Source organism: Kitasatospora sp. NPDC059462 (assembly GCF_042749955.1).
GTDB lineage: Bacteria > Actinomycetota > Actinomycetes > Streptomycetales > Streptomycetaceae > Kitasatospora.
In genome coordinates this window covers 1-21,455 of sequence record NZ_JBHYUU010000105.1, presented here as the reverse complement: position 1 = coordinate 21,455, position 21,455 = coordinate 1, and the positions used below count along the sequence as shown (strand labels likewise).

The 21,455-nt window shown below is 72.7% G+C and carries 17 protein-coding genes; 8 read left to right on the top strand and 9 right to left on the bottom strand.

The window, feature by feature from the left end; all coding sequences use genetic code 11:
- Position 1 precedes the first annotated feature (1 nt).
- The gene (locus ACFXAM_RS24300) at positions 2–2,218 is read right to left on the bottom strand and encodes an MMPL family transporter (protein WP_380294348.1); all 2,217 of its coding nucleotides are present in this window, start codon (positions 2,216–2,218) and stop codon (positions 2–4) included.
- Between the two features lie 151 nt (positions 2,219–2,369).
- On the opposite strand from ACFXAM_RS24300, the gene ACFXAM_RS24295 reads away from it, so the two are divergent.
- Complete coding sequence (locus ACFXAM_RS24295) at positions 2,370–2,993, top strand: TetR/AcrR family transcriptional regulator (RefSeq protein WP_380294347.1); 624 nt, start codon at positions 2,370–2,372, stop codon at positions 2,991–2,993.
- A gap of 45 nt (positions 2,994–3,038) precedes the next feature.
- Here the strand turns inward: ACFXAM_RS24295 and ACFXAM_RS24290 are convergent, their stop codons facing one another.
- Entirely contained in the window at positions 3,039–4,028 is a 990-nt protein-coding gene (locus tag ACFXAM_RS24290) for a LysR substrate-binding domain-containing protein (RefSeq protein WP_380294346.1), read from the bottom strand.
- A gap of 188 nt (positions 4,029–4,216) precedes the next feature.
- Here ACFXAM_RS24290 and ACFXAM_RS24285 point away from each other — a divergent pair, with 188 nt between their 5' ends.
- Both ACFXAM_RS24285 and ACFXAM_RS24280 read left to right on the top strand, forming a co-directional pair.
- The gene (locus tag ACFXAM_RS24285) at positions 4,217–4,768 is read left to right on the top strand and encodes a peroxiredoxin (RefSeq protein WP_380294345.1); all 552 of its coding nucleotides are present in this window, start codon (positions 4,217–4,219) and stop codon (positions 4,766–4,768) included.
- 3 nt (positions 4,769–4,771) lie between these two features.
- Positions 4,772–5,314, top strand: a complete 543-nt coding sequence (locus tag ACFXAM_RS24280; protein ID WP_380294343.1) for an alkyl hydroperoxide reductase — start codon at positions 4,772–4,774, stop codon at positions 5,312–5,314.
- Positions 5,315–5,400: 86 nt separating this feature from the next.
- Here ACFXAM_RS24280 and ACFXAM_RS24275 read toward each other — a convergent pair whose 3' ends face one another.
- The 4 genes from ACFXAM_RS24275 to ACFXAM_RS24260 all read right to left on the bottom strand — a co-directional run bounded on the left by ACFXAM_RS24275 (position 5,401) and on the right by ACFXAM_RS24260 (position 10,910).
- Positions 5,401–6,852, bottom strand: a complete 1,452-nt coding sequence (locus ACFXAM_RS24275) for an AI-2E family transporter (protein WP_380294342.1) — start codon at positions 6,850–6,852, stop codon at positions 5,401–5,403.
- 440 nt (positions 6,853–7,292) lie between these two features.
- Positions 7,293–8,063, bottom strand: a complete 771-nt coding sequence (locus ACFXAM_RS24270; protein ID WP_380294341.1) for a transglycosylase SLT domain-containing protein — start codon at positions 8,061–8,063, stop codon at positions 7,293–7,295.
- Positions 8,064–8,530: 467 nt separating this feature from the next.
- On the bottom strand, positions 8,531–9,865 hold the full coding sequence (locus ACFXAM_RS24265) for a PhoH family protein (RefSeq protein ID WP_380294340.1): 1,335 nt from the start codon (positions 9,863–9,865) through the stop codon (positions 8,531–8,533).
- Between the two features lie 250 nt (positions 9,866–10,115).
- Positions 10,116–10,910 carry an isoprenyl transferase gene (locus ACFXAM_RS24260; protein ID WP_380294339.1) on the bottom strand — a complete coding sequence of 265 codons (795 nt, stop codon included), beginning with the start codon at positions 10,908–10,910 and terminating at the stop codon, positions 10,116–10,118.
- 422 nt (positions 10,911–11,332) lie between these two features.
- Between ACFXAM_RS24260 and ACFXAM_RS24255 the strand changes: the two genes are divergently transcribed.
- Entirely contained in the window at positions 11,333–12,952 is a 1,620-nt protein-coding gene (locus ACFXAM_RS24255; protein ID WP_380294338.1) for a chitinase, read from the top strand.
- 124 nt (positions 12,953–13,076) lie between these two features.
- On the opposite strand, the gene ACFXAM_RS24250 is transcribed toward ACFXAM_RS24255, so the two are convergent.
- Positions 13,077–13,793, bottom strand: a complete 717-nt coding sequence (locus ACFXAM_RS24250) for a prepilin peptidase (RefSeq protein WP_380294337.1) — start codon at positions 13,791–13,793, stop codon at positions 13,077–13,079.
- A 263-nt stretch (positions 13,794–14,056) separates the two neighbouring features.
- Between ACFXAM_RS24250 and ACFXAM_RS24245 the strand changes: the two genes are divergently transcribed.
- Positions 14,057–15,271, top strand: coding sequence for a pyridoxal phosphate-dependent aminotransferase (locus ACFXAM_RS24245; RefSeq protein ID WP_380294336.1), 1,215 nt, complete (start codon positions 14,057–14,059; stop codon positions 15,269–15,271).
- Positions 15,272–15,464: 193 nt separating this feature from the next.
- Here ACFXAM_RS24245 and ACFXAM_RS24240 read toward each other — a convergent pair whose 3' ends face one another.
- Positions 15,465–17,306, bottom strand: a complete 1,842-nt coding sequence (locus tag ACFXAM_RS24240) for a phosphoenolpyruvate carboxykinase (GTP) (RefSeq protein ID WP_380294335.1) — start codon at positions 17,304–17,306, stop codon at positions 15,465–15,467.
- A gap of 284 nt (positions 17,307–17,590) precedes the next feature.
- On the opposite strand from ACFXAM_RS24240, the gene ACFXAM_RS24235 reads away from it, so the two are divergent.
- On the top strand, positions 17,591–18,265 hold the full coding sequence (locus tag ACFXAM_RS24235; protein WP_380294334.1) for a hemolysin III family protein: 675 nt from the start codon (positions 17,591–17,593) through the stop codon (positions 18,263–18,265).
- Here ACFXAM_RS24235 and ACFXAM_RS24230 read toward each other — a convergent pair.
- Positions 18,236–18,778 (bottom strand): hypothetical protein, encoded by a 543-nt coding sequence (locus ACFXAM_RS24230; protein WP_380294333.1) that lies wholly within the window; start codon positions 18,776–18,778, stop codon positions 18,236–18,238. The two genes, ACFXAM_RS24235 and ACFXAM_RS24230, sit on opposite strands and share 30 nt — an antisense overlap.
- Before the next feature lie 308 nt (positions 18,779–19,086).
- Between ACFXAM_RS24230 and ACFXAM_RS24225 the strand changes: the two genes are divergently transcribed.
- Both ACFXAM_RS24225 and ACFXAM_RS24220 read left to right on the top strand, forming a co-directional pair.
- Complete coding sequence (locus ACFXAM_RS24225) at positions 19,087–20,649, top strand: MFS transporter (protein WP_380294332.1); 1,563 nt, start codon at positions 19,087–19,089, stop codon at positions 20,647–20,649.
- Between the two features lie 8 nt (positions 20,650–20,657).
- Positions 20,658–21,314: a TetR family transcriptional regulator gene (locus ACFXAM_RS24220; RefSeq protein ID WP_380294331.1), complete on the top strand. Its 657-nt coding sequence runs from the start codon at positions 20,658–20,660 to the stop codon at positions 21,312–21,314.
- Positions 21,315–21,455: the final 141 nt, after the last annotated feature.

The following is a 21,455-nucleotide window of genomic DNA, read 5'->3' as shown; positions in this document are numbered from 1 at the left end:
GTCAGACCTGTTCGGGCACCTTGGGCGCCTCGGGCGCCCCGGGCTCCGGGTCGGCGCCGCTCCCGGCGGGCTCCAGCCGGGCCATCAGCTGCTCGCCCTCCATGTCCACCCGGGGCACCACCCTGTCCAGGCTCTTCGGGAACCACCAGGCGGCCCGCCCGAACAGCGCCATCGCGGCCGGCACCAGGGCCATCCGCACCACGAAGGCGTCCACCAGCACGCCCACCGCGAGCGCGAACCCGATCGGCTGGACGATCGGGTCGTGGCCGAAGACGAACGAGCCGAAGACCGCGATCATGATCAGCGCCGCCGCGGTCACCACCCGGGCCCCGTTCCGCACCCCGGCCACCACGGCGTCGCGCGCCGCCATGCCGTGCACGTGGTGCTCCTTCATGCCGGAGACCAGGAACAGCTCGTAGTCCATCGCCAGCCCGAACAGCACGCCGATCAGCAGGATCGGCACGAAGCTGACCACCGGGCCGACCTTCGGCACGTCGATCAGGCCGTCCAGCCAGCCCCACTGGTAGACCGCGACGACGGCGCCGAGCGAGGCCGTGATGGAGAGCAGGAAGCCCGCCACCGCCTTCAGCGGCACCAGGACCGACCGGAAGGCCAGCGCCAGCAGCACCAGGGCGATGCCCACGATCACCGCGACGAACGGCGGCAGCGCGTCGGCGAGCTTGGCGGAGACGTCGATGTTGGCGGCGGTGGTGCCGGTGACGTCGATCCGCGCGCCGGTCCCGGCCCGGAGCTCCTCGCGCTGCTCGCGGATGTCGGTGACCAGCTGCCGGGTGTCGGCGTGGTCCGGGCCGGTCTTCGGGATGACCGGCAGCAGGGCGGTCCGGCTCGGCGCGTCGAGCTGCGGCGGGAGCAGGGTCTGCACGCCGGGCAGCGCGGCGAGCCGGTCGGCCACGCCCTGCACCGCCTGCTCCGGTTCGGAGGCCCCGGCGGCGTCGACCACGACGACCAGCGGGGCGTTGAAGCCGGGGCCGAAGCCGCGGTCGACCAGGTCGTAGGCGGTGCGGGCGTCGGTGCCCTTCGCCTGCGAGCCGCCGCCGGGCAGGCCGAGGGTGAGGCTCGCGGCGGGCACGGCGAGCGCGACCAGCGCGGTGAGACCGGCCAGCAGGACGGCCAGCGGGCGGCGCACCACGAAGCCCGCCCAGCGCTCGCCGAGCGTCGTGCGTCCCGTGGTCCGCGGCGCGCGCCGCCGGACCGGCAGCCGGTCGATGCCGCGGCCGGCGAAGCCGAGCAGGGCGGGCAGCAGGGTGATCGCGACGAGCACCGCGACGACGACGGCGCCGGAGGCGGCCAGGCCCATCACGGTCAGGAACGGCACGCCGGCGACCGCGAGACCGGCCAGGGCGGCGACCACGGTGAGGCCGGCGAAGACCACCGCGCTGCCGGCGGTCGCGTTGGCGCGGGCGGCGGCCTCCTGGGGCTCCAGACCCTCGGCCAGGTGGCGGCGGTGCCGGGAGACGATGAACAGGGCGTAGTCGATGCCGACCGCCAGTCCGACCATCAGCGCCAGCACCGGCGCGGTGGAGATGATCTCGAACGAGCCCGCCACGGTGAACACGGCGGCCATCGCGACACCGACCCCGATCAGGGCGGTGACCAGCGGGAGCCCGGCCGCGGCCAGCGAGCCCAGGGTGACCACCAGGACCACCCCGGCCACGATCAGGCCGATCACCTCGCCGCCGTCCACCTGGGCCATCTGGTTGTAGGCGTCGCCGCCGAAGGCGACCGTGACCCCGGCCGCGCGGGCCGGGTCCGCCGCCGCCCGGACGGCGTCGCGCTGCTGGTCGGTGATGTCGCCGAGCTCGCTGTCGAAGGAGACCAGGCCCAGCGCGAGCGTGCCGTCGGGGGAGAGCGCGCCGGTGGTGTACGGGTCGGGGACGCCCGCGACGCCCGGGACGGCGGCGATCCGGGTGACCGCCTCGCCGACCGCCCGCGCGGTTCCGGGGTCGGTGATGCCGCCGGGCGCGTCGACGGCGAAGACCACCTGGGCCGAGCCGTGGCCCTGCTCGGGGAAGGTGCCCTTGATCCGGTCCAGGGTGGCCTGGGCCTCGGTGCCGGGGACCTTGAACTCCTCGGAGGTCGCGCCGCCGAAGGCCGCCGCCGCGCCGCCGAGGGCGATCAGCAGGGCCAGCCAGACGGCGAGCACGGTTCGCCTGCGGCGGAAGCAGAGGCGGCCCAGGCGGTACAGGTACGTGGCCATGCGTACACCTTCGGTGGGGTCGTTTCCGGCTGGTCGTCCAGTCGTCCGCACCACCGTACGCGGAACTTGTTCACGTGACAAAGTCGAATGACGGGAACGTGTGACGCAATCGTTCGATCCAGTTGTGTGAACATGGCGATACCCTGGCCCAATGGCTCATGTCCCGGCGGCCGAACGGCGCCCCCAACTCATCCAGGCCGCCATCGACCTGATGGCCCGCGAGGGCGTGGCCGCCGGCAGCACCCGCGCCATCGCGGCCGAGCTGGGCGTGGCACAGGCGACGGTGCACTACACCTTCGGCACCAAGAAGGACCTCTACCGGGCCGTCGTCGAGGAGCTGACCGCCGACTTCATCGGCCAGGTGCGGGCGTCCGCGCCGGACGACGGCCCGTTCGGCGAGCAGATCCGCACGATGGTCTACGCCCTGTGGGACAGCGCCGTCGGTGAGCGCGGGAAGTGCGCGCTGATCACCGAGTTCTCCGCGATGTCGCTGCGCGACCCGGACCTCCAGGAGATCATGCGGGCGCTCCAGCACGAGATCGAGGCCACCGCCGCCGAACTCCTCACCGGGCTCGCCGCCGCCCACGGGCACCCGCCGGCGCTGCCCGCGCAGGAGATCGCGGTGTACTTCCTGGCCGGCTTCAACGGGCTGACCGACCGCTACCTGGTGCTCAAGGCCGCCGGCGAGGATCCCGAGGAGGAGTCCCGCCGGGCGCTCGACCTGCTGGTCGCCACCACGGTCGGGCTCTGTCTCGGCACGCCCGCCGCGGGCTGACGGCCGGGACCGGGGCCGGGGCGGCGACCGGAACCACGGCTGCGGCTACGACTGCGGCTGCGGCTGCGGCTGCGGCTGCGGCTGCGGCTCGACGATCCGGACCGGCAGCTCCGCCAGCACCTCGCGCAGGGTGACGGCGAAGCGGTCGTACTCGGCGCTGCGGGCCGAGCCCGGCCGGGTGGCGAGGCCGATCCGGCGGCCCGGCGCGGGCGCGGCGAAGCGGACGGCGGCCAGCCGGTCGGTGCGGCCCGCCTCCACGTCCAGCGCGGTGGCCGGCAGCAGGGTCACCCCGAGACCGCCGGCCACCAGCTGCACCAGGGTGGAGAGGCCGGCCGCCCGGGTGGTGGAGCCGGCCGGGTCGGCGCCGACCTCGCGGCAGATGTCGAGGGCCTGGTCGCGCAGGCAGTGGCCCTCCTCCAGCAGCAGCACGTCCAGGTCGAGCAGCACGTCGCGCGGCACGTCGACCCGGCCGGCCAGCTCGTGGTCGGGCGGGGCGACCAGCACGAAGTCCTCGTCGAACAGCGGGATGTCCCGGGTCGGCGCGCCGCCGCCGGCCGGCAGCGCCAGCAGCAGCACGTCCAGCCGCCCGGCGGCCAGCCCCTCCAGCAGCGAGGGCGTCCGCTCCTCGTGGACGTGCAGCTCCAGCTCCGGGTAGCGGTCGCGGACCAGCCGCAGCACGGTCGGCAGCAGGTACGGCGCGACGGTCGGGATGACGCCCAGGTGCAGCGGTCCGGTGAACGGCCGGCGGGCGGCCTCCACCTCCTCGGTGAGCGCCTGCAGGGAGGAGAGCACCCGGCGCGAGTGTTCCAGTACGCGCTCCCCCAGGGGGGTGATCATCACCCGGCGCGTCGTACGCTCGACGAGCTGCGCGCCCAGCGACTCCTCCAGCGCCGCGACCGCTCCGGAGAGCGCCGGCTGGCTCGTCCCGGTGGCCGCCGCGGCCTCCCGGAAGTGCCGGTGCTCGGCCACCGCCACGAAGGCCTTGAGCTGGGCGACCGTGGGTGTCCGGGGGCTGCGCGGGGTGGCGTTCGCCACAGTCGCCTCGGGTTTGCGGGCGGGACCCCTGCGACGGGCGGGGCGGGCGGGGGGCACGGGGCTGTTGATAACTCTCTCCGATCAGACACATCGAGTGTAGCTATTTCCCTGATCAGTCCACGATGTGGAATGGTGGAACCCGTTCCGCAAACCGGACAAACTCCCCACCCCTCTCAGGAGAAGCGAACGTGCTGACGATCGGCGACCAGTTCCCGGCCTACAACCTCAAGGGCGTGGAAGGCCCGTCCGCTGACAAGCTGGAGTTCAAGGACTACACCTCGGAGGACCAGAACGGCTGGAAGGTCGTCTTCTTCTGGCCGATGGACTTCACCTTCGTCTGTCCGACCGAGATCGCCGCGTTCGGCAAGCTGAACGAGGAGTTCGCCGACCGTGACGCCAAGATCTTCGGCGTCTCCGGCGACTCGGAGTTCGTGCACCACGCCTGGCGCAAGGACCACAAGGACCTCAACGACCTGCCGTTCCCGATGCTGGCCGACATCAAGCACGACCTGATGCGTGCCTGCGGCGTCGAGAACGCGGACGGCACCGCCCAGCGCGCCGTCTTCATCGTCGACCCGAACAACGAGATCCAGTTCGCCATGGTGACCGCGGGCTCCGTCGGCCGCAACCCCAAGGAGGTCCTGCGGGTGCTGGACGCCCTGCAGACCGACGAGCTGTGCCCGTGCAACTGGAACAAGGGCGAGGACACCCTCGACGCCCAGGCCCTGCTGGCGGGCTGACCCATGGCCCTCGACGACCTGAAGTCCGCCCTCCCGGACTACGCCAAGGACCTCAAGCTCAACCTGGGCTCGGTCATCGGCAACTCGGACCTCCCCGCCCAGCAGCTGTGGGGCACCGTCCTCTCCTGCGCGATGGCCACCCGCAGCCCCGCCGTCCTGCGCGAGCTGGAGCCCGAGGCCAAGGCCAACCTCTCCCCGGAGGCGCACAACGCCGCCAAGGGCGCGGCCGCGATCATGGGGATGAACAACGTCTACTACCGGACGCTGCACCTGCTCTCCGACAAGGAGTACAGCAGCATGCGGGCCGGTCTGCGGATGAACATCATCGGCACCCCGGGCGTCGAGAAGGTCGACTTCGAGCTCTGGTGCTTCGCGGTCTCCGCGATCAACGGCTGCGGCCAGTGCCTCGACTCCCACGAGGCCGTCCTGCGCAAGGCCGGCGTCGACCGCGAGGTCGTCCAGGCCTCGATGAAGATCGCCGCCGTCCTCCAGGCCGTCGCCGGCGTCCTCGACTCCGAGGCCGCCCTCGCGACCGCCACCGCCTGACCCGCACCACCCCGAACGGGCCCCTCCCCCGGACTCCCCCCGAGTCCCGGCGAGGGGCCCGTCCGTGTGTGTCGGGGGGCGGGGGGTCAGGCGGTCGGGGGGCGGGTGGCGGCTTCGCGGGCGGCTTCGAGGGCGGTGAAGACGGCCTGGCCGGCCTCGTTGCGGCGGCGGAGGTGGGTGACCACGGTGTTGGTGACGGCGATCAGGGGGACGGCGACGATGGCGCCGCCGATGCCGCCGATGATGGAGCCGGCGGCCACGCCGAGGACCACGCCGAGGGGGTGGACGCGGACGGCGCGGCCGAGGATCAGCGGCTGGAGCACGTGGCCCTCGATCTGCTGGACGGCGATCAGCACGACCAGCACCATCAGCGCCGTCCAGGGCGTCGTGGTGACCAGCGCGATCAGCACCGCGACCGTCCCGGTGACCAGCGCGCCGACCAGCGGGACGAAGGCGCCCAGGAAGATGATCACGGCGAGCGGCAGGGCCATCGGCACGCCGAGCAGCTGGATGCCGATGCCGATGCAGACCGCGTCGATGAAGGCCACGCAGACGGTGCCGCGGACGTAGGCGGTGAGCGTGGCCCAGGCCTTCGGGCCGGCGCCGGCCATCGCGTAGCGGGAGTGCCGGGGCAGACCGCGCAGCGCCCAGTTCCAGATCCGCTCGCCGTCGTAGAGCAGGAAGAAGGTGGTGAAGAAGGCGAGCAGGACGGCGGTGAGCACCTCGACGGCGATCTGCGCGCCGGTGATGCTCGCCGAGGTGATCTGCTCGGTGTTGGTGCTGATCGCCTTGGTGATCTGGTTGGCGAAGTCGGTGATCTGCTGCTCGGTGAGGTGCAGCGGCCCGGTGATCAGCCAGTCCCGCAGCTGGTCGACACCGGCCTTGACCTTGCTGGTGACGGTCTCCAGGTTGGTCGTCACCTGCCAGACCACGAACCAGCCGACCAGCCCGATGCCGGCCAGTCCGCTCATGAACACCCCGCCGGCCGCCAGCGAGCGCGGGACGCCGTGGCGGCGCAGCCAGGAGACGGTGGGCTCCAGCAGCGCGGAGATCAGCAGCGAGGCGAGCACCGCGAAGGCGACCAGCCGCAGCATGTCGACGATGTAGAAGACGACGTACAGCGCGGCGCCGAGGAGCAGCAGCCGCCAGGTGGACTCGGCGGCGACCCGCAGGCCCCACGGCACCGCCTCGGCGGGGGTGGCGGGCCGGCCGAAGTGCCCGTGCGAGGCGGGGACGGCGGGTGACGGCGGCGCGGGTGCAGCGGGTGCAACGGTGGGAGCGGCGGGAGCGGGGACGGGCGCCGGAACGGTAACGGGAACGGAAGCGGGAGCCGGCGCGGGGACCGCGGACGGCGGGGTGGCCCCGGAGCGCGGGCCCGGCAGCGGGTCGGCCGGCAGCGGGGGCAGCCCGGACAGCGGCGGTTCGTGGAAGTCGGCCGCCATCGCGGCCCGCCGACGCCGTTCGATCACGGCGGCCGCGCTCGCCACCACGGCCATGCCCTTGGCCACGGCCTTGAAGGCCTTTCCGCCCCGCGCCATGCTCGTTACCACTTCTCCCCGCCGGAGCCGCCCGGTGCGGCGGCACGCCGTGGGTCCCGCCACGGCCGTCAGGAAGACGCTACCCGGCCGGGAGGCGGTGAGTCCGCTCCGAGGGCACGTTCCGCGCGGGTTCTTCGGGGCCGATTCCGGGGCAAACCAGCACGTCCCCGGTGGTTTCAGGCGCCGGGCAGCGGGGAGGAGTCGGTCGGGAACACGGAGCCACCTGTCGGCGGACCGGCCGGCGCGGGGAGCTACCAGGACCCCTCCCCGTCCCCGCGTCCGCACCCAGGACCGCACCGCCCGCCGGCGCACTGGTCAGCGCGGCCCGGGCGGCGCGGCCCGCTCCCCGGGCGGAGTGCGCCGTCACGGACGGCGCGTCGAGACGAACGCCGCGGCCCCCGGTCACGACGAGTGCGTGACCGGGGGCCGCGGTGGTGTTCCTAGTACCAGTGGTGCGACTGCCAGAACGACCAGGCGCCGCAGGGGCTGCCGTAGCGGCTGTTCATGTAGTTCAGGCCCCACTTGATCTGGGTGGCCGGGTTGGTGCGCCAGTCGGCGCCGGCCGAGGCCATCTTGGAGCCGGGCAGCGCCTGGACCAGGCCGTACGCGCCGGAGCTCTTGTTGGTGGCGGTGTAGTTCCAGCCGCTCTCGCGCTTCACGATCTGGCTGAAGCACTGGAACTGGGCGTCGTTGCCGACGATCTGCTGGGCCAGCTCCTGCACCGAACCGGGGCTGACCGAGACCGCGGGGGCGGACGCGGTGCTGTCGGTGGCGGCCATCGCCGAGCGTGCCTTGGAGCGGTTCGCGGCGGCCTCGTCGGCCTTGCGCTTCTCCTCGGCGGCCTTCGCGGCCTTCTCCGCCTCGGCCTTGGCGGCCGCCTCGGCGGCCTCCTTGGCAGCGGCGTCGGCCTTGGCCTGGGCCTCGGCGGCGGCCTGCTGGCGGGCGGCCTCTTCGGCGGCCTTCTGCTCGGCGGCCGCCTTGGCGGCGGCGTCGGCGGCGGCCTGCTGGGCGGTTGCCTGCGTACCGATGTTGTCGCTGATGGTCTGCGCCTGGGCGCCGGAGGGGACTTCGGCAAGCAGGGTCGCGCCGGCGACGTCGACCGTCTGCGTCGTCTTGCCCTCGCTGCCCGAGGCCATGCCGACGACGGCACCGACAGCGGTGACGGCGGTGGCGGAGGCGACAGCAACTCCCCGGACCGAGATCCGAGTCACATGGATTCCTTCCAGCATCGCCCACGCGTGACCGTACGGGCGCAACATGCCCCTTGGCGCTGTCCTCCGTACGGTGCTGGTCACGGGAGGTACTGACCCGGCGTCCGGCCGAGGTGAGGCGACCGGGCGTTGTGATCGGGCGGCGTACGGCTCTCGGTTTTCAATTGTGCGTCCACCGACCGGAGTTGGTGGACCGTCCGGGCCGGACTCCCGGTCTTCCGGAAGCCCTGCCATGCCGTACGCGGGGCCTGACAGAACCCTCACCATGCCGCACGGGGACCTGTCGACGCAATTCCCCGTTGCGTGGCGGATCTCACATTCACCGAACCGGCGTTCGCCGGACGCAAAGCACTCGATGTGATGAAAAGGACGGGGCCCGCTCCGTCAGGAACGGGCCCCGTGCCGGGGATTGGTGCTTTTGTCCGCGAATGTCCGGATGGTCAGGATGAGCCCCGGATGTCAGCGGCTCACGGGTTGACGTCCTCCAGCATCTCCGTCACCAGCGCCGCGATCGGCGAACGCTCCGAGCGGGTCAGCGTGATGTGCGCGAAGAGCGGATGCCCCTTCAGCTTCTCCACCACCGCCACCACGCCGTCGTAGCGGCCGACCCGGAGGTTGTCCCGCTGCGCCACGTCGTGGGTGAGCACCACCCGCGAGCCCTGGCCGATCCGGGACAGCACCGTCAGCAGGACGTTGCGCTCCAGGGACTGCGCCTCGTCCACGATCACGAAGGCGTCGTGCAGGGAACGCCCACGGATGTGGGTCAGCGGCAGGACCTCCAGCATGCCCCGGGAGATGACCTCCTCGATCACGTCCGGGCTGGTGACCGCCGAGAGGGTGTCGAAGACCGCCTGGGACCAGGGGCTCATCTTCTCCGTCTCGGTGCCCGGGAGGTAGCCGAGCTCCTGGCCGCCGACCGCGTACAGCGGCCGGAAGACCATCACCTTGCGGTGCTGCTGCCGCTCCAGGACCGCCTCCAGGCCGGCGCACAGCGCCAGCGCGGACTTGCCGGTACCGGCCCGGCCGCCCAGCGAGACGATCCCGACCTCCGGGTCGAGCAGGAGGTCCAGCGCCACCCGCTGCTCGGCGCTGCGCCCGCGCAGGCCGAACGCCTCGCGCTCCCCGCGCACCAGCCGGACCCGCCCGTCGCCGGTGACCCGGCCGAGCGCCTTGCCCCGCTCGGAGGTGAGCACGAGTCCGGTGTGCACCGGCAGCTCGGCGGTGCCGTCGACGTCCACCCCCGCCTCGTGGCCGGCCGCGAACAGCGCGTCCACGTCGTCGGCCGGGACGTGCAGCTCGGCCATGCCCGTCCAGCCGGAGGTGATCGCCAGCTCGGCCCGGTACTCCTCGGCGAGCAGGCCGACCGAGGACGCCTTGATCCGCAGCGGCAGGTCCTTGGAGACGACGGTGACGTCGTACCCCTCGGCCTGCAGGTTGCGGGCCACCGCCAGGATCCGGGTGTCGGCCTCGCCGCCACCGGCCCGGTAGCCGGCCGGCAGTATCGACGGGTCGGAGTGGTTGAGCTCCACCCGGATGGTGCCGCCGAGCTCGCCGACCGGGATGGGCTCGTCGAGGCGGCCGTACCGGATCCGGTAGTCGTCGAGCAGTCGCAGCGCCTGGCGGGCGAAATACCCCAGCTCCGGGTGGTGCCGCTTGGCCTCCAGCTCGGTGACCACGACCACCGGGAGGACGACCTCGTGCTCCTCGAAGCGGGTCATGGCGAGCGGGTCCGCCAGGAGCACACTGGTGTCGAGAACGTACGTGCGCCGGTCTGGTGTCCGGCGGCTCTTGGAACTGACCACTAGGCCTCCAGGGCGGATGACCCTGCGTCATCCGCGGCAAGCCGGCCCCCGCTGCCCCGGTGGCCTCGGGGCCGGTCTGATCGGAGTATTCCCAGGCGGGGGGCGGTGCATTCGCGCCGTCGGAGAACTGACGGATCATTGCGGGTGAACGTTTGGCCTCGCCCGGCAGCCGGGTAGGCCAGCCCCTACGGTGGTCAATCCCGCCCGCCCGGGGCGCCGGCCCCGCCCGCCCGGGACGTTCCGGCCCCCGTCAGAGACCCATCCGCCGGTTGCGCTGCTCGAAGGCGCGCAGCGCCCGCAGGAAGTCGACCTTGCGGAAGGCCGGCCAGTACGCCTCGCAGAAGTAGAACTCGCTGTGCGCGCTCTGCCAGAGCAGGAAGCCGGAGAGCCGCTGCTCGCCCGAGGTGCGGATGACCAGGTCGGGGTCGGGCTGGCCCTTGGTGTAGAGGTGCTCGGCGATGTGCTCGACGTCCAGGATCTCGGCCAGTTCCTCGATCGAGGTGCCCCGGCCGGCGTGCTCCTGGAGCAGCGAACGGACGGCGTCGGCGATCTCGTGCCGGCCGCCGTAGCCGACGGCCACGTTGACGGTGATGCCCTCGATGCCCGCGGTCTCCTCGGCCGCCCGCTTCAGGACGTCCGCGGTGTGCTGCGGCAGCAGGTCCAGCGCGCCGACCGGGTTGATCCGCCAGCGGCGGGCGGCGGCGAGGTTGGTGACGGCGTCCTCGATGATCCCGAGCAGCGGGACCAGCTCGTCGGCCGGGCGGTCGAGGTTGTCGGTGGAGAGCATCCACAGGGTGACGACCTTGACGTGGGTCTCGTCGCACCAGCCGAGGAACTCGCTGATCTTGTCGGCGCCGCGCTGGTGGCCGTAGGCGGTGGAGCCGCCGGTCGCGCGGGCCCAGCGGCGGTTGCCGTCGAGGATCACGCCGATGTGGTGCGGGGTGCGGGCGAGGTGCACCTCGACCCGGCGCCCGTAGAGGCCGTACATCCCGTCCAGCAGGACGCGCAGACCCGGCGTGCGTTCGACGACATCGCGCAGACCCATGGTTTTCGGCCCCTCCGTGCTCACTTCACCGGGTGCTTCAGAACCCCCGGCGCAGCCTACTCCCGCGCTGTGGCGGCAGGGAAAGCCGCAGGTCGCGGGAGGGTCACGGTCCTGTACGAAGTCTGTCCCGGCGGGCGCGTCCGCGTTGGCCTGAACGCGCCGGAACGGCGCTCCGGGGACGCTCCGGGGAACGCCCGGCGGCCGGATACGGAACGGTCTCCGATTCCTTAAGGAATCCGTAAGCCGACGGTTCAATGCTTGACGACCCCCAATGGTCTAGTCCAGCTTTTGTTCCCAGGGCGGAACAGAACACCGGACCCGCCCTCGTCAAGGCAGTACTTCGGACGCAATGCCCTCCCCCACACGCGGCCGCCGCGCCCCCCACCGCGGCGGCCGCTCCTCCCCCACAGGAGCGCACCTCCATGGCCCGTACGCTGAACCGGCCCGTGTCGCACAAGCGCCGCCGCGGCCCCGTCCCGGCCCTCGCCGCGGGCGCCACCGCTCTCGCCCTGGCCGGCACCGGCCTCGCCCTCTTCGCCGGCGGCGCCAACGCGGCCGCCGGGAACCTGGTCGCCAACGGCGGCTTCGACGGCTCGCTGAGCGGCTGGGTCTGCGCCGGCGCGGCGAGCGCCGTCTCCACGCCGGTCCACTCCGGCTCGGGCGCGCTGCAGGCCACGCCGAGCGCCGGGGACACCGCCGAGTGCACCCAGACCATCAGCGTGCTGCCCAACACCAGCTACACCCTGAGCGCCTGGGTCCAGGGCCCGTACGCCTACCTCGGTGCCCGCGGCACCGGCGGCACCGACCCGAGCGTCTGGTCCAACCAGAACAGCTGGAACCAGCTCTCCACCACCTTCACCACCGGTGCGAGCGCCAAGAGCATCACCGTCTACCTGCACGGCTGGTACGGCCAGAGCGCCTTCCTCGCCGACGACGTCGTGCTGAGCGGCCCGGGCGGGCCCGTCACCCCGAGCCCGACCGCGACGGTCACCCCCACCCCGACCGTCACCCCCACGGTGACGCCGACCGTCACGCCGACCCAGACCGTCACCCCGACCCCCACCCAGACGGTCACCCCCACCCCGACCCAGACGGTCACCCCGACGCCGACCGCGACGTCCACCGGCAACCCGAACACCGGGGTGCCGAAGCACGCCATCACCGGCTACTGGCACAACTTCGACAACAAGGGCAACAACCTCCAGAAGCTGAGCGACGTCCCGGCCGCGTACGACATCATCGCGGTCTCGTTCGCCGACGCCGTCGCCAACCGCGCCGGTGCCATCACCTTCAAGCTGGACCCGGAGCTCTCGGCCGGCCTCGGCGGCTACACCGACGCCCAGTTCCGTGCCGACGTGAAGGCCAAGCAGGCGGCCGGCAAGAAGGTCATCATCTCGGTCGGCGGCCAGAACGGCGCCATCTCGGTCAACGACGCCACCGCGGCCCAGACCTTCGTCGACACCGCCTACGCCGTCATCAAGGACTACGGCTTCGACGGCATCGACATCGACCTGGAGAACGGCGTCAACGCGACGCACATGGCCAACGCCCTGCACAGCCTCCAGGCCAAGATCGGCTCCAGCTTCGTCCTGACGATGGCCCCGGAGACCATCGGGATGTACTCCACCGCCGGCGCCTACTTCCAGCTGGCGCTGAACACCAAGGACATCCTGACCGTCGTCAACACCCAGTTCTACAACTCGGGCGGCATGAACGGCTGCGACGGCAAGGTCTACACCCAGGGCACCATCGACTTCATCACCTCGCAGATCTGCACCCACATCCAGGGCGGTCTGCGGCCCGACCAGGTCGGCATCGGCATCCCCGCCTCCAGCAAGGCGGCCGGTGGCGGCTACGTCGCGCCGAGCGTCGTCAACAACGCGCTGGACTGCCTGGCCACCGGCAAGAACTGCGGAAGCTTCGTCCCGCCGGCCAAGTGGCCGACCATCCGGGGCGCGATGACCTGGTCCACCAACTGGGACTCCGTGAACGGGAACGCCTTCGCCAACACGGTCGGCTCGTTCGTCCACCAGATGCCGTAACTCCCCCCGGCGCGCCGCTCCTTGAGGGTGGGGCCTGCGCGTCGGCGGCGGGCCCGTCGTACCTGACCGGTACGGCGGGCCCGTTCGCGTTCCGGGGCGGAGGGCGCCTCCCGCCCCGGCGGGCTCAGGAGTGGCCCAGCACCGCCAGCAGGGTGCCGAGCAGCAGGAACGGCCCCAGCGGCACCTCCCGGCCGCGCACCGGACGGCGGCGCACCAGGGCGGTCAGCAGCACACCGACCGACCAGAGCCCCGCCAGCAGCACGAAGGCGGCCAGGCCCGCGAAGGCGGCGGACCAGCCGTACCGGCCGAGCAGCGCGCCGAGGCCGAGCGCCAGCACGGTGTCCCCCGCGCCCACCAGCCCCAGCTGGACCGGCACCTCGAACAGCACCCCGGCGGCCAGCGCCACCAGCAGGCAGCGCAGCAGCACCCCCGGGGCGTCCTGCGCCAGCTGCACGCCCGTCAGCAGCACCGCGAGGCCCGCCGCCAGCGTCCAGGTGAGCGGGTAGGGCAGCCGGTGCACCCGGGCGTCGGTGAAGCCGAGCACCACACCGGGCCCGGCCAGCCAGAGCAGCAGCAGCGCGTCCGCCGGGTGCGCGGCGGCCAGCGCGGCGGCGGCCGCGGCCGCGGTGACCGCCTCCACCCGCCAGGGGCCGGGGCCGAGCCCGGTCCGGCAGCCCGGGCACCGCCCGGTGGGCGGCAGTCCGCGCAGCTCACGCCCGCAGGACGGGCAGGCCAGGCACCACGGTTCGTCCTGCGGCACGGCGTAGCGCACCACCAGTCCGCGCAGCGCCGGTGCCACCAGCAGTCCGGCCAGTACCGCTCCCAGCGCGCTCGCGATCACGGTCCGCCCCCTCCGTCCCCTGACGCGGCCGCCGACGGCCGGCGGCGCCCGCACCAGTGTGCCGTCCGTCTCGTTCCGGACGGCACCCCTCCGGGGCTCCTCGTCTTCGGCGCCGTTCCGGGCGCCCGGCCGCCGATCCACAAGGCGGCCCGGGGGCTGCGCCTCCTGATCGAAGGCGGAGCGGAACGGCGGGCTCCGGGGGTCCCGCGCGGGTGCGGCGACACGCGCCGAAGTGCCCGTTCGTACCCCTAAAGTAGGCAGGCATGCAGGTCATCCAGTCCAGCAAGCTCGCCAATGTCTGCTACGACATCCGCGGTCCGGTGCTCGACGAGGCGATGCGGCTGGAGGAACAGGGCCACCGCATCCTGAAGCTCAACACCGGCAATCCCGCGCTGTTCGGCTTCGACGCGCCCCCGGAGATCCTCCAGGACATCCTGCGCAACCTCTCCACCGCGCACGGTTACGGCGACTCCAAGGGTCTGCTCTCCGCGCGCCGCGCCGTGGTGATGCACTACGAGGAGCGCGGCCTGGACGGCCTGACCGTCGAGGACGTCTTCCTCGGCAACGGCGTCTCCGAACTGATCCAGCTGGCGATGACCGCGCTGCTGGACGACGGCGACGAGGTGCTCGTCCCGGCCCCGGACTACCCGCTGTGGACGGCGTCCGTCTCGCTGGCCGGCGGCACCGCCGTGCACTACCGCTGCGACGAGCAGTCCGAGTGGTACCCGGACCTCGCGGACATCGAGTCCAAGGTCACCGACCGGACCAGGGCGCTGGTGGTGATCAACCCCAACAACCCGACCGGCGCCGTCTACCCGCGCGAGGTGCTGGAGGGGCTGGCCGGGATCGCCCGCCGGCACCGGCTGGTGATCTACGCGGACGAGATCTACGACAAGATCCTCTACGACGACGCCGAGCACGTCCCGCTCGCCAGCCTGGCGCCGGACCTCTTCTGCGTCACCTTCAACGGCCTGTCCAAGTCCTACCGGGTGGCGGGCTTCCGCTCCGGCTGGATGGTGCTCTCCGGCGAGCGCACCCACGCCCGCAGCTACGTCGAGGGCCTGAACGTGCTCGCCTCGATGCGGCTGTGTGCCAACATGCCGGCCCAGCACGCGGTGGCCGCGGCGCTCGGCGGACGCCAGTCGATCAAGGACCTGGTCCTGCCCGGCGGCCGGCTGCTGGAGTCCCGGGACGCCGCGTACCGGCTGCTCAACGAGATCCCCGGGGTCAGCTGCGTGAAGCCGAAGGGCGCGCTGTACGCCTTCCCCCGGCTGGACCCCAAGGTCTTCAAGATCAAGGACGACGCCAGGATGGTGCTCGACCTGCTGCGGGCCGAACGGATCCTGCTGGTCCAGGGCACCGGCTTCAACTGGCCCGAGCCGGACCACTTCCGGCTGGTCACCCTGCCGCGCGCGGAGGAGATCACCGACGCGGTCACCCGGATCGGCGTCTTCCTCGGCGGCTACACCCAGCCGTAGGGCGGGCGGCCCGGGGGCCCCGGACGAGCCTCGGCCGGGCGGGCCGGAAAAGAGCTACGGCCGGAGTCCCGGTCCGGGCGATCTCCTTGGTCGGGGAAAGATCGTCCACCGGGGCTCCGGCCGTCCTGTCGCCGGCCGGCGCGCGGTTCGTGCCGCGCGCCGGCCTCTCTACCGCTCCTGCTGAGGCTCAGGCTCAGCCGAGGCGGGCGACCAGGTCCCGGTACTCGTCCCACAGTGCGGTGGGCGTGTGCTCACCGAACATCTCCAGGTGGGCCGGGACGAGCGCGGCCTCCTGACGCCAGATGTCGGCGTCGACGGTGAAGAGCAGGTCGAGGTCCTCCTTCGACAGCTCCAGGCCGTCCAGGTCGAAGCCCTCGACGGTCGGCAGCACGCCGATCGGGGTCTCGACGCCCGCGCCGGTGCCCTCCAGCCGCTCGACGACCCACTTCAGCACCCGGCTGTTCTCGCCGTAGCCCGGCCAGACGAACTTGCCGTCGGCGTTCTTGCGGAACCAGTTGACGTAGTAGATCTTCGGCAGCTTGGCGGCGTCCGCCAGGGCGCCGACCTTCAGCCAGTGGGCGAAGTAGTCGCCCATGTTGTAGCCGCAGAACGGCAGCATCGCGAACGGGTCGCGGCGCAGCTCGCCGACGGTGCCCTCGGCGGCGGCGGTCTTCTCGGAGGCGATGTTGGCGCCGAGGAAGACGCCGTGCTGCCAGTTGAAGGACTCCGTCACCAGCGGGACGGCGGTGGCGCGGCGGCCGCCGAACAGGATGGCCGAGATCGGCACACCCGCCGGGTCCTCCCACTCGGGGGCGATGGTCGGGCACTGCGCGGCCGGGACGGCGAAGCGGGCGTTCGGGTGGGCGGCCGGGGTGCCGGACTCCGGCGTCCAGTCGTCGCCGCGCCAGTCGGTCAGGTGGGCGGGCTTCTCGTCGGTGAGGCCCTCCCACCAGACGTCGCCGTCGTCGGTCAGCGCGACGTTGGTGAAGACGGTGTTGCCCCAGAGGGTGTCGATCGCGTTGGCGTTGGTGTCGACACCGGTGCCGGGGGCGACGCCGAAGAAGCCCGCCTCGGGGTTGATGGCGTACAGCCGGCCGTCGGCGCCGAAGCGCATCCAGGCGATGTCGTCGCCGATCGTCTCGACCTTCCAGCCCGGGATGGTGGGCTGGAGCATCGCCAGGTTGGTCTTGCCGCAGGCGGACGGGAAGGCGGCGGCGACGTACTTGGGCTCGGCCTCGCCCGCGGGGCCCGCCGGCGGGGTGAGCTTCAGAATGAGCATGTGCTCGGCCAGCCAGCCCTCGTCGCGGGCCATGGTCGAGGCGATGCGCAGCGCGTAGCACTTCTTGCCGAGCAGGGCGTTGCCGCCGTAGCCGGAGCCGAAGGACCAGATCTCGCGGGTCTCCGGGAAGTGCGAGATGTACTTGGTGCTGCTGCACGGCCACGGCACGTCCGCCTGGCCCTCGGCGAGCGGGGCGCCGACGGTGTGCACGGCCTTGACGAAGTCGCCGTCCTCGCCGAGCTGGTCGAGCACGGCCCGGCCCATGCGGGTCATCACGCGCATCGACACGGCGACGTAGGCGGAGTCGGTGATCTCGACGCCGTAGGCGGCCAGGGGGGAGCCGACCGGGCCCATCGAGAACGGCACGACGTACATGGTGCGGCCCTTCATGGCGCCGCGGAACAGGCCCTGCTCGCCCTGGAAGATCTCGCGCATCTCGGCGGGAGCCTTCCAGTGGTTGGTCGGGCCGGCGTCCTTCTCCTGCTCGGAGCAGATGAAGGTGCGGTCCTCCACGCGCGCCACGTCCGAGGGGTCCGAGGCGGCGTAGTAGGAGTTGGGTCGCTTCTCCTCGTTGAGCTTCTTGAAAGTGCCCTGGGCGACGAGCAGGTCCGCGAGGCGCTGGTACTCCTCCTCGGAACCGTCGCACCACTCGACGCGGTCCGGCTGGGTGAGCTCCGCGATCTCGTCCACCCACGCCAGCAGACGCTGGTGGCGGGTGGGCGCGGCGCTGAGAGCAGCCGAGTTCTCGTTCGACACGATCGCTCCGTTTCACGCCATCCCGGCGGGGAGACGGCGTAGCGGGGGTTGAGGGTGCTTGCAGCGTAGCTCCGGACCCCCGTCCTCAACGCGGCAGATCGGCAGAGTTGACGCATCTTTTACTACAGTACGGATGATTATTGGTCAGTAGGGAGGCTCTTCCGACGCTCCCGAAGGCCTGCACCCCCTCGATCCAATACTCCAAAACGTCCAAGTCGTGATGAGCGCCACTTCCTACGACTCAGTAACCTACGGAGCCGTAGGTAGCGGGTAGCATGCCGCTCATGACTGCTGAGCTCCTGGAGAGCACGGAGCGTGTGGAGAGCAAGCCGAAGTGGCGCGGCTGGCTGCACGCCGGAATGTTCCCCGCCACGGTGGCCGCCGGGATCGTCCTGATCTGCCTGGCCGAACCGGGCCCCGCGAGGATCGCCTGCGCGATCTACTCCGTCAGCGCCTGGCTGCTCTTCGGGGTCAGCGCGGTCTACCACCGCTTCCACTGGGGCCCGCGCGGCGAAGCGGTGCTGCGCCGGCTGGACCACGCGAACATCTTCCTGATCATCGCGGGGACCTACACCCCGTTCACCATCCTGCTGCTGGACGGCGCCGCCCGGCAGGTGCTGCTCTGGGCGGTCTGGGGCGGCGCGCTGGCCGGGATAGCCTTCCGGGTCTTCTGGGTCGGCGCGCCGCGCTGGCTCTACACGCCGGTGTACCTCGCGCTGGGCTGGGCCGCGGCGTTCTTCCTGCCGGACTTCCTGCGCGCCGGCGGTGTCGCCGTCCTGGTGCTGATGATCGTCGGCGGCGTGCTCTACAGCATCGGCGGCGTCGTGTACGGGCTCAAGCGGCCCGACCCGTCACCGCGCTGGTTCGGCTTCCACGAGGTGTTCCACGCCTTCACCCTCGGGGCCTTCATCACGCAGTACGTCGGAGTCTCACTGGTGGCCTACAGCGCGGCCGGCTGAGCCCGGCGCCCCGTGACGGGCGGTCGGCCGGTCGTGCGACCGGACGGCCGCCCGTTCCGCCGTCCACTCCCGGACCGGGCGCTCGTGGAGCGGGCGCTCGTGGGCCCGGTCGTGCGGCGTCCGCTCGTACGGCGCCCGCTCGCGCGCCCCGTCGCGCCGGCGCTCGCGCGGCCGGTCGTGGCGCTCGTGCACGTACGGGGCGCGGACCGGCCGCCCGGCCTGGCGCGCGTCGATGGCCTCCCGGGCCCGGCGGCAGCGCTCGCAGTGCGCGGCGTCCACCGTGCCGCCGGCCGTCCGGTGCGCACGCGGCGCCGACCGGCGCTGCGGATCCGGGGCCTGGTGGAGCAGCCTCCAGCGCCGGCCCACGTAGACCATCAGCAGCAGCACCTCGATCCCGGCGACCACCAGCACCAGCGCGGCGCCGTGGATCAGATAGGCCGCGACCACGGCCAGCGCCGATCCCACCACCACCGCGGCGCCCCAGATCTGAGCACCCGACTCCCGAACGGCCATTTCGGCTTCCCCTTCCTGCGCCGGGCTCGTGGTCGGCCCCTGCCGCCCCACCCCTTCTCCGCTCTCGGCACGCATCGGCCCGCACTGACCGACGGCCACATCGTATCTACCGTCAGTCACCCGCAACCGCCCGAAAGCAGCGAACGACAGATCAACGTTGCGTCAATTCCCCGTGCGGAACGCGCACTTCCAGGACACATCACGGAGCGTGACGAGCCTCCGGCGGCCGCCCCGCATTGACGGCCGCCATCTTTTGGGAGTTACTGTCATTTGACAGCGACTCCTTTCCAGGTTTCCGGAGGTCCCCCGTGCCCACTCCGCCCGCCGACGGCCAGGCGGCCCCGCCCGGCCCGGACCCACGGCGCTGGCTCGCGCTCGTCGCGGTCGCGCTGAGCGTCCTGGTGATCAGCCTCGACATGACGGTCCTGAACGTGGCCCTGCCCACCCTGGCCTCGCAGCTCCGGGCCACCACCGGCCAGCAGCAGTGGATCGTCGACTCCTACACGGTGGTCTTCGCCGCCGTGATGCTCCCCGCCGGACTGATCGGCGACCGCTTCGGCCGCCGCTTCACCCTCACCCTGGGCCTGGCCCTGTTCGGCCTCGCCTCCGCGGTCGGCATGCTCGCCGACAGCCCGGACACGCTGATCGCCGCCCGCGCCGCGATGGGCCTGGCCGGCGCGCTGGTGATGCCGATGTCCATGGCGGTGATCCCCGGGCTCTTCCCGCCCGGCGAGCAGCGGCGCGCCACCGCGATCCTGGCCGCGGCGCTGGCCGTCGGCACCCCGCTCGGCCCGCTGATCGGCGGCTTCGTCCTCCAGCACTACTGGTGGGGCGCGGTCTTCGCGATCAACCTGCCGCTGGTGGCGATCGGCATCACCGCCTGCGCCGTCCTGCTGCCGGAGACCCGCAACCCCGCCGCTCCCCCGATCGACGTGCCCGCCACCCTGCTCGGCGCCGGCGGGCTGGCCGCGCTCACCTACGGCATCATCGAGAGCCCCGAGCGCGGCTGGGCCGACCCGCTGGTGCTCGGCACCGTCGGCGGCGCGCTGCTCGCGCTCACCCTGCTGGTGCTGCGCAGCCGGCGCCGCAGCGCCCCGATGCTCGACCTGTCGCTGCTCGCCGACGCCGCCTTCCGCTGGTCGACGGTGGCCGCGACGCTGGTGTCGCTGGTCCTGTTCGGCGCGTTCTTCGTGCTCCCGCTGTACTTCCAGAGCGTCCTCGGCGCGGACGCCTTCGGCACCGGCCTGCGGCTGATGCCGATGATGCTCGGCCTGATGGTGGCCGCCCGGCTCAGCGACAAGCTGGTCGCCCGCAGCAGCCCCCGGACGGTGATCGTCCTGGGGCTGGCCCTGCTGGCCGGCGCCCTGCTGATCGGCAGCCGGACGGAGGTCTCCGACGGCTACGGCCTCGCCGCCCTCTGGCTCACCCTGCTCGGGACCGGCATGGGCCTGTCCCTCATCACCGCGCAGGCCACCGCCCTGCTCACGCTGCCGCCCGCCCGGGCCGGCGTCGGCTCCGGACTGCTGCAGACCTTCCGCCAGGTCGGCGGGGCGATCGGGGTGGCCGTCTTCGGCAGCCTGCTCGCCGGCGCCTACCGGGACGCGCTGGACACCGGCGGGCTGGCGGCGGGCGCGGCCGAGCAGGCCGGGCGGTCGGTGGTCGCCGCCGACGCGGTCGCCGCCGCGGCCGGCGACCCCGCGCTGGCCGCCTCCGCGCACGGCGCCTACGTGCACGGGATGACGGTGGTGCTGCTGGTCTCCGGGGTGATCGCGGTGCTGTCGGCGGTGCTGGTCGCGCTGCGGATGCCCGCCGTGGAACCGGCCGGGCCGCCCGCCGGAGCCGCCGCGGTGCCCGTGGCCGATCGCGGATAATCGAAGACATGAACGCGACGCAGCCGGCAGCGGCACCTCCGACGGGACCGGGCAATCCGATCCAGGCGATGCTGGAGGCGCCGCTGTCGCTGCGCGAGCGGAAGAAGCTGAAGACCCGCCAGGCCATCCGCCGCGAGGCGTACCGGCTGATCGCCGAGCTGGGCTACGAGAACACCACGGTGGACCGGATCGCGGCCGCCGCCGAGGTCTCCCCGTCCACCTTCTTCCGGTACTTCGCCACCAAGGAGGACCTCGTCCTCACCGACGAGTACGACCCGGCGATGATCGAGGCCCTGCTCGCCCGCCCCTCCGACGAACCGTTTCTGCGCTCCTGCCGGGAGGCCGTCATCGGCTTGATCCGGCACCTGATGGACCACGAGCGCGAGGAGATGCTCGTCCGGATGCGGCTGGTCAGGGAGGTCCCGGCGCTGCGCGCCCGGGTGCTGGACAACGCCAACGACCCGCGGCAGCTCTACCTCACCGTGCTGACCCGGCGCTCCGGCCTCCCGGAGCCGACCTTCGGGATGCGGGTCGCCGCCACCGCGCTCGCCGCGGTCACCACCGAGGCGGTGCTGCGGTGGGCCGAGTCCGAGGGCGCCGAGGACATCGCCGAGCTGGTCGACCGCGCCTTCGCGGTCCTGGAGGACGGCTTCGCCGGTCTGTAGCGCACGCGCCCGGTGGCGGGGGCCCGTCCGGGGGCCCGGGCCCCCCCCCCGCACCCCCCCGGCCGCCCCCCCCCCGGGGGCCCCGCCCCCCCCCCCCCGGCCCCCCCCCCCCCCCCCCGCCCCGGGGCGCCCCGCGCCCGT

Coding starts and splice junctions, on each gene's coding strand:
- ACFXAM_RS24220 (WP_380294331.1), top strand. CDS start 20,658: ATGAACGCGACGCAGCCGGCAGCGGCACCTCCGACGGGACCGGGCAAT.
- ACFXAM_RS24260 (WP_380294339.1), bottom strand. CDS start 10,910: ATGGGTCTGCGCGATGTCGTCGAACGCACGCCGGGTCTGCGCGTCCTG.
- ACFXAM_RS24245 (WP_380294336.1), top strand. CDS start 14,057: ATGCAGGTCATCCAGTCCAGCAAGCTCGCCAATGTCTGCTACGACATC.
- ACFXAM_RS24235 (WP_380294334.1), top strand. CDS start 17,591: ATGACTGCTGAGCTCCTGGAGAGCACGGAGCGTGTGGAGAGCAAGCCG.
- ACFXAM_RS24280 (WP_380294343.1), top strand. CDS start 4,772: ATGGCCCTCGACGACCTGAAGTCCGCCCTCCCGGACTACGCCAAGGAC.
- ACFXAM_RS24300 (WP_380294348.1), bottom strand. CDS start 2,218: ATGGCCACGTACCTGTACCGCCTGGGCCGCCTCTGCTTCCGCCGCAGG.
- ACFXAM_RS24295 (WP_380294347.1), top strand. CDS start 2,370: ATGGCTCATGTCCCGGCGGCCGAACGGCGCCCCCAACTCATCCAGGCC.
- ACFXAM_RS24275 (WP_380294342.1), bottom strand. CDS start 6,852: ATGGCGCGGGGCGGAAAGGCCTTCAAGGCCGTGGCCAAGGGCATGGCC.
- ACFXAM_RS24255 (WP_380294338.1), top strand. CDS start 11,333: ATGGCCCGTACGCTGAACCGGCCCGTGTCGCACAAGCGCCGCCGCGGC.
- ACFXAM_RS24230 (WP_380294333.1), bottom strand. CDS start 18,778: ATGGCCGTTCGGGAGTCGGGTGCTCAGATCTGGGGCGCCGCGGTGGTG.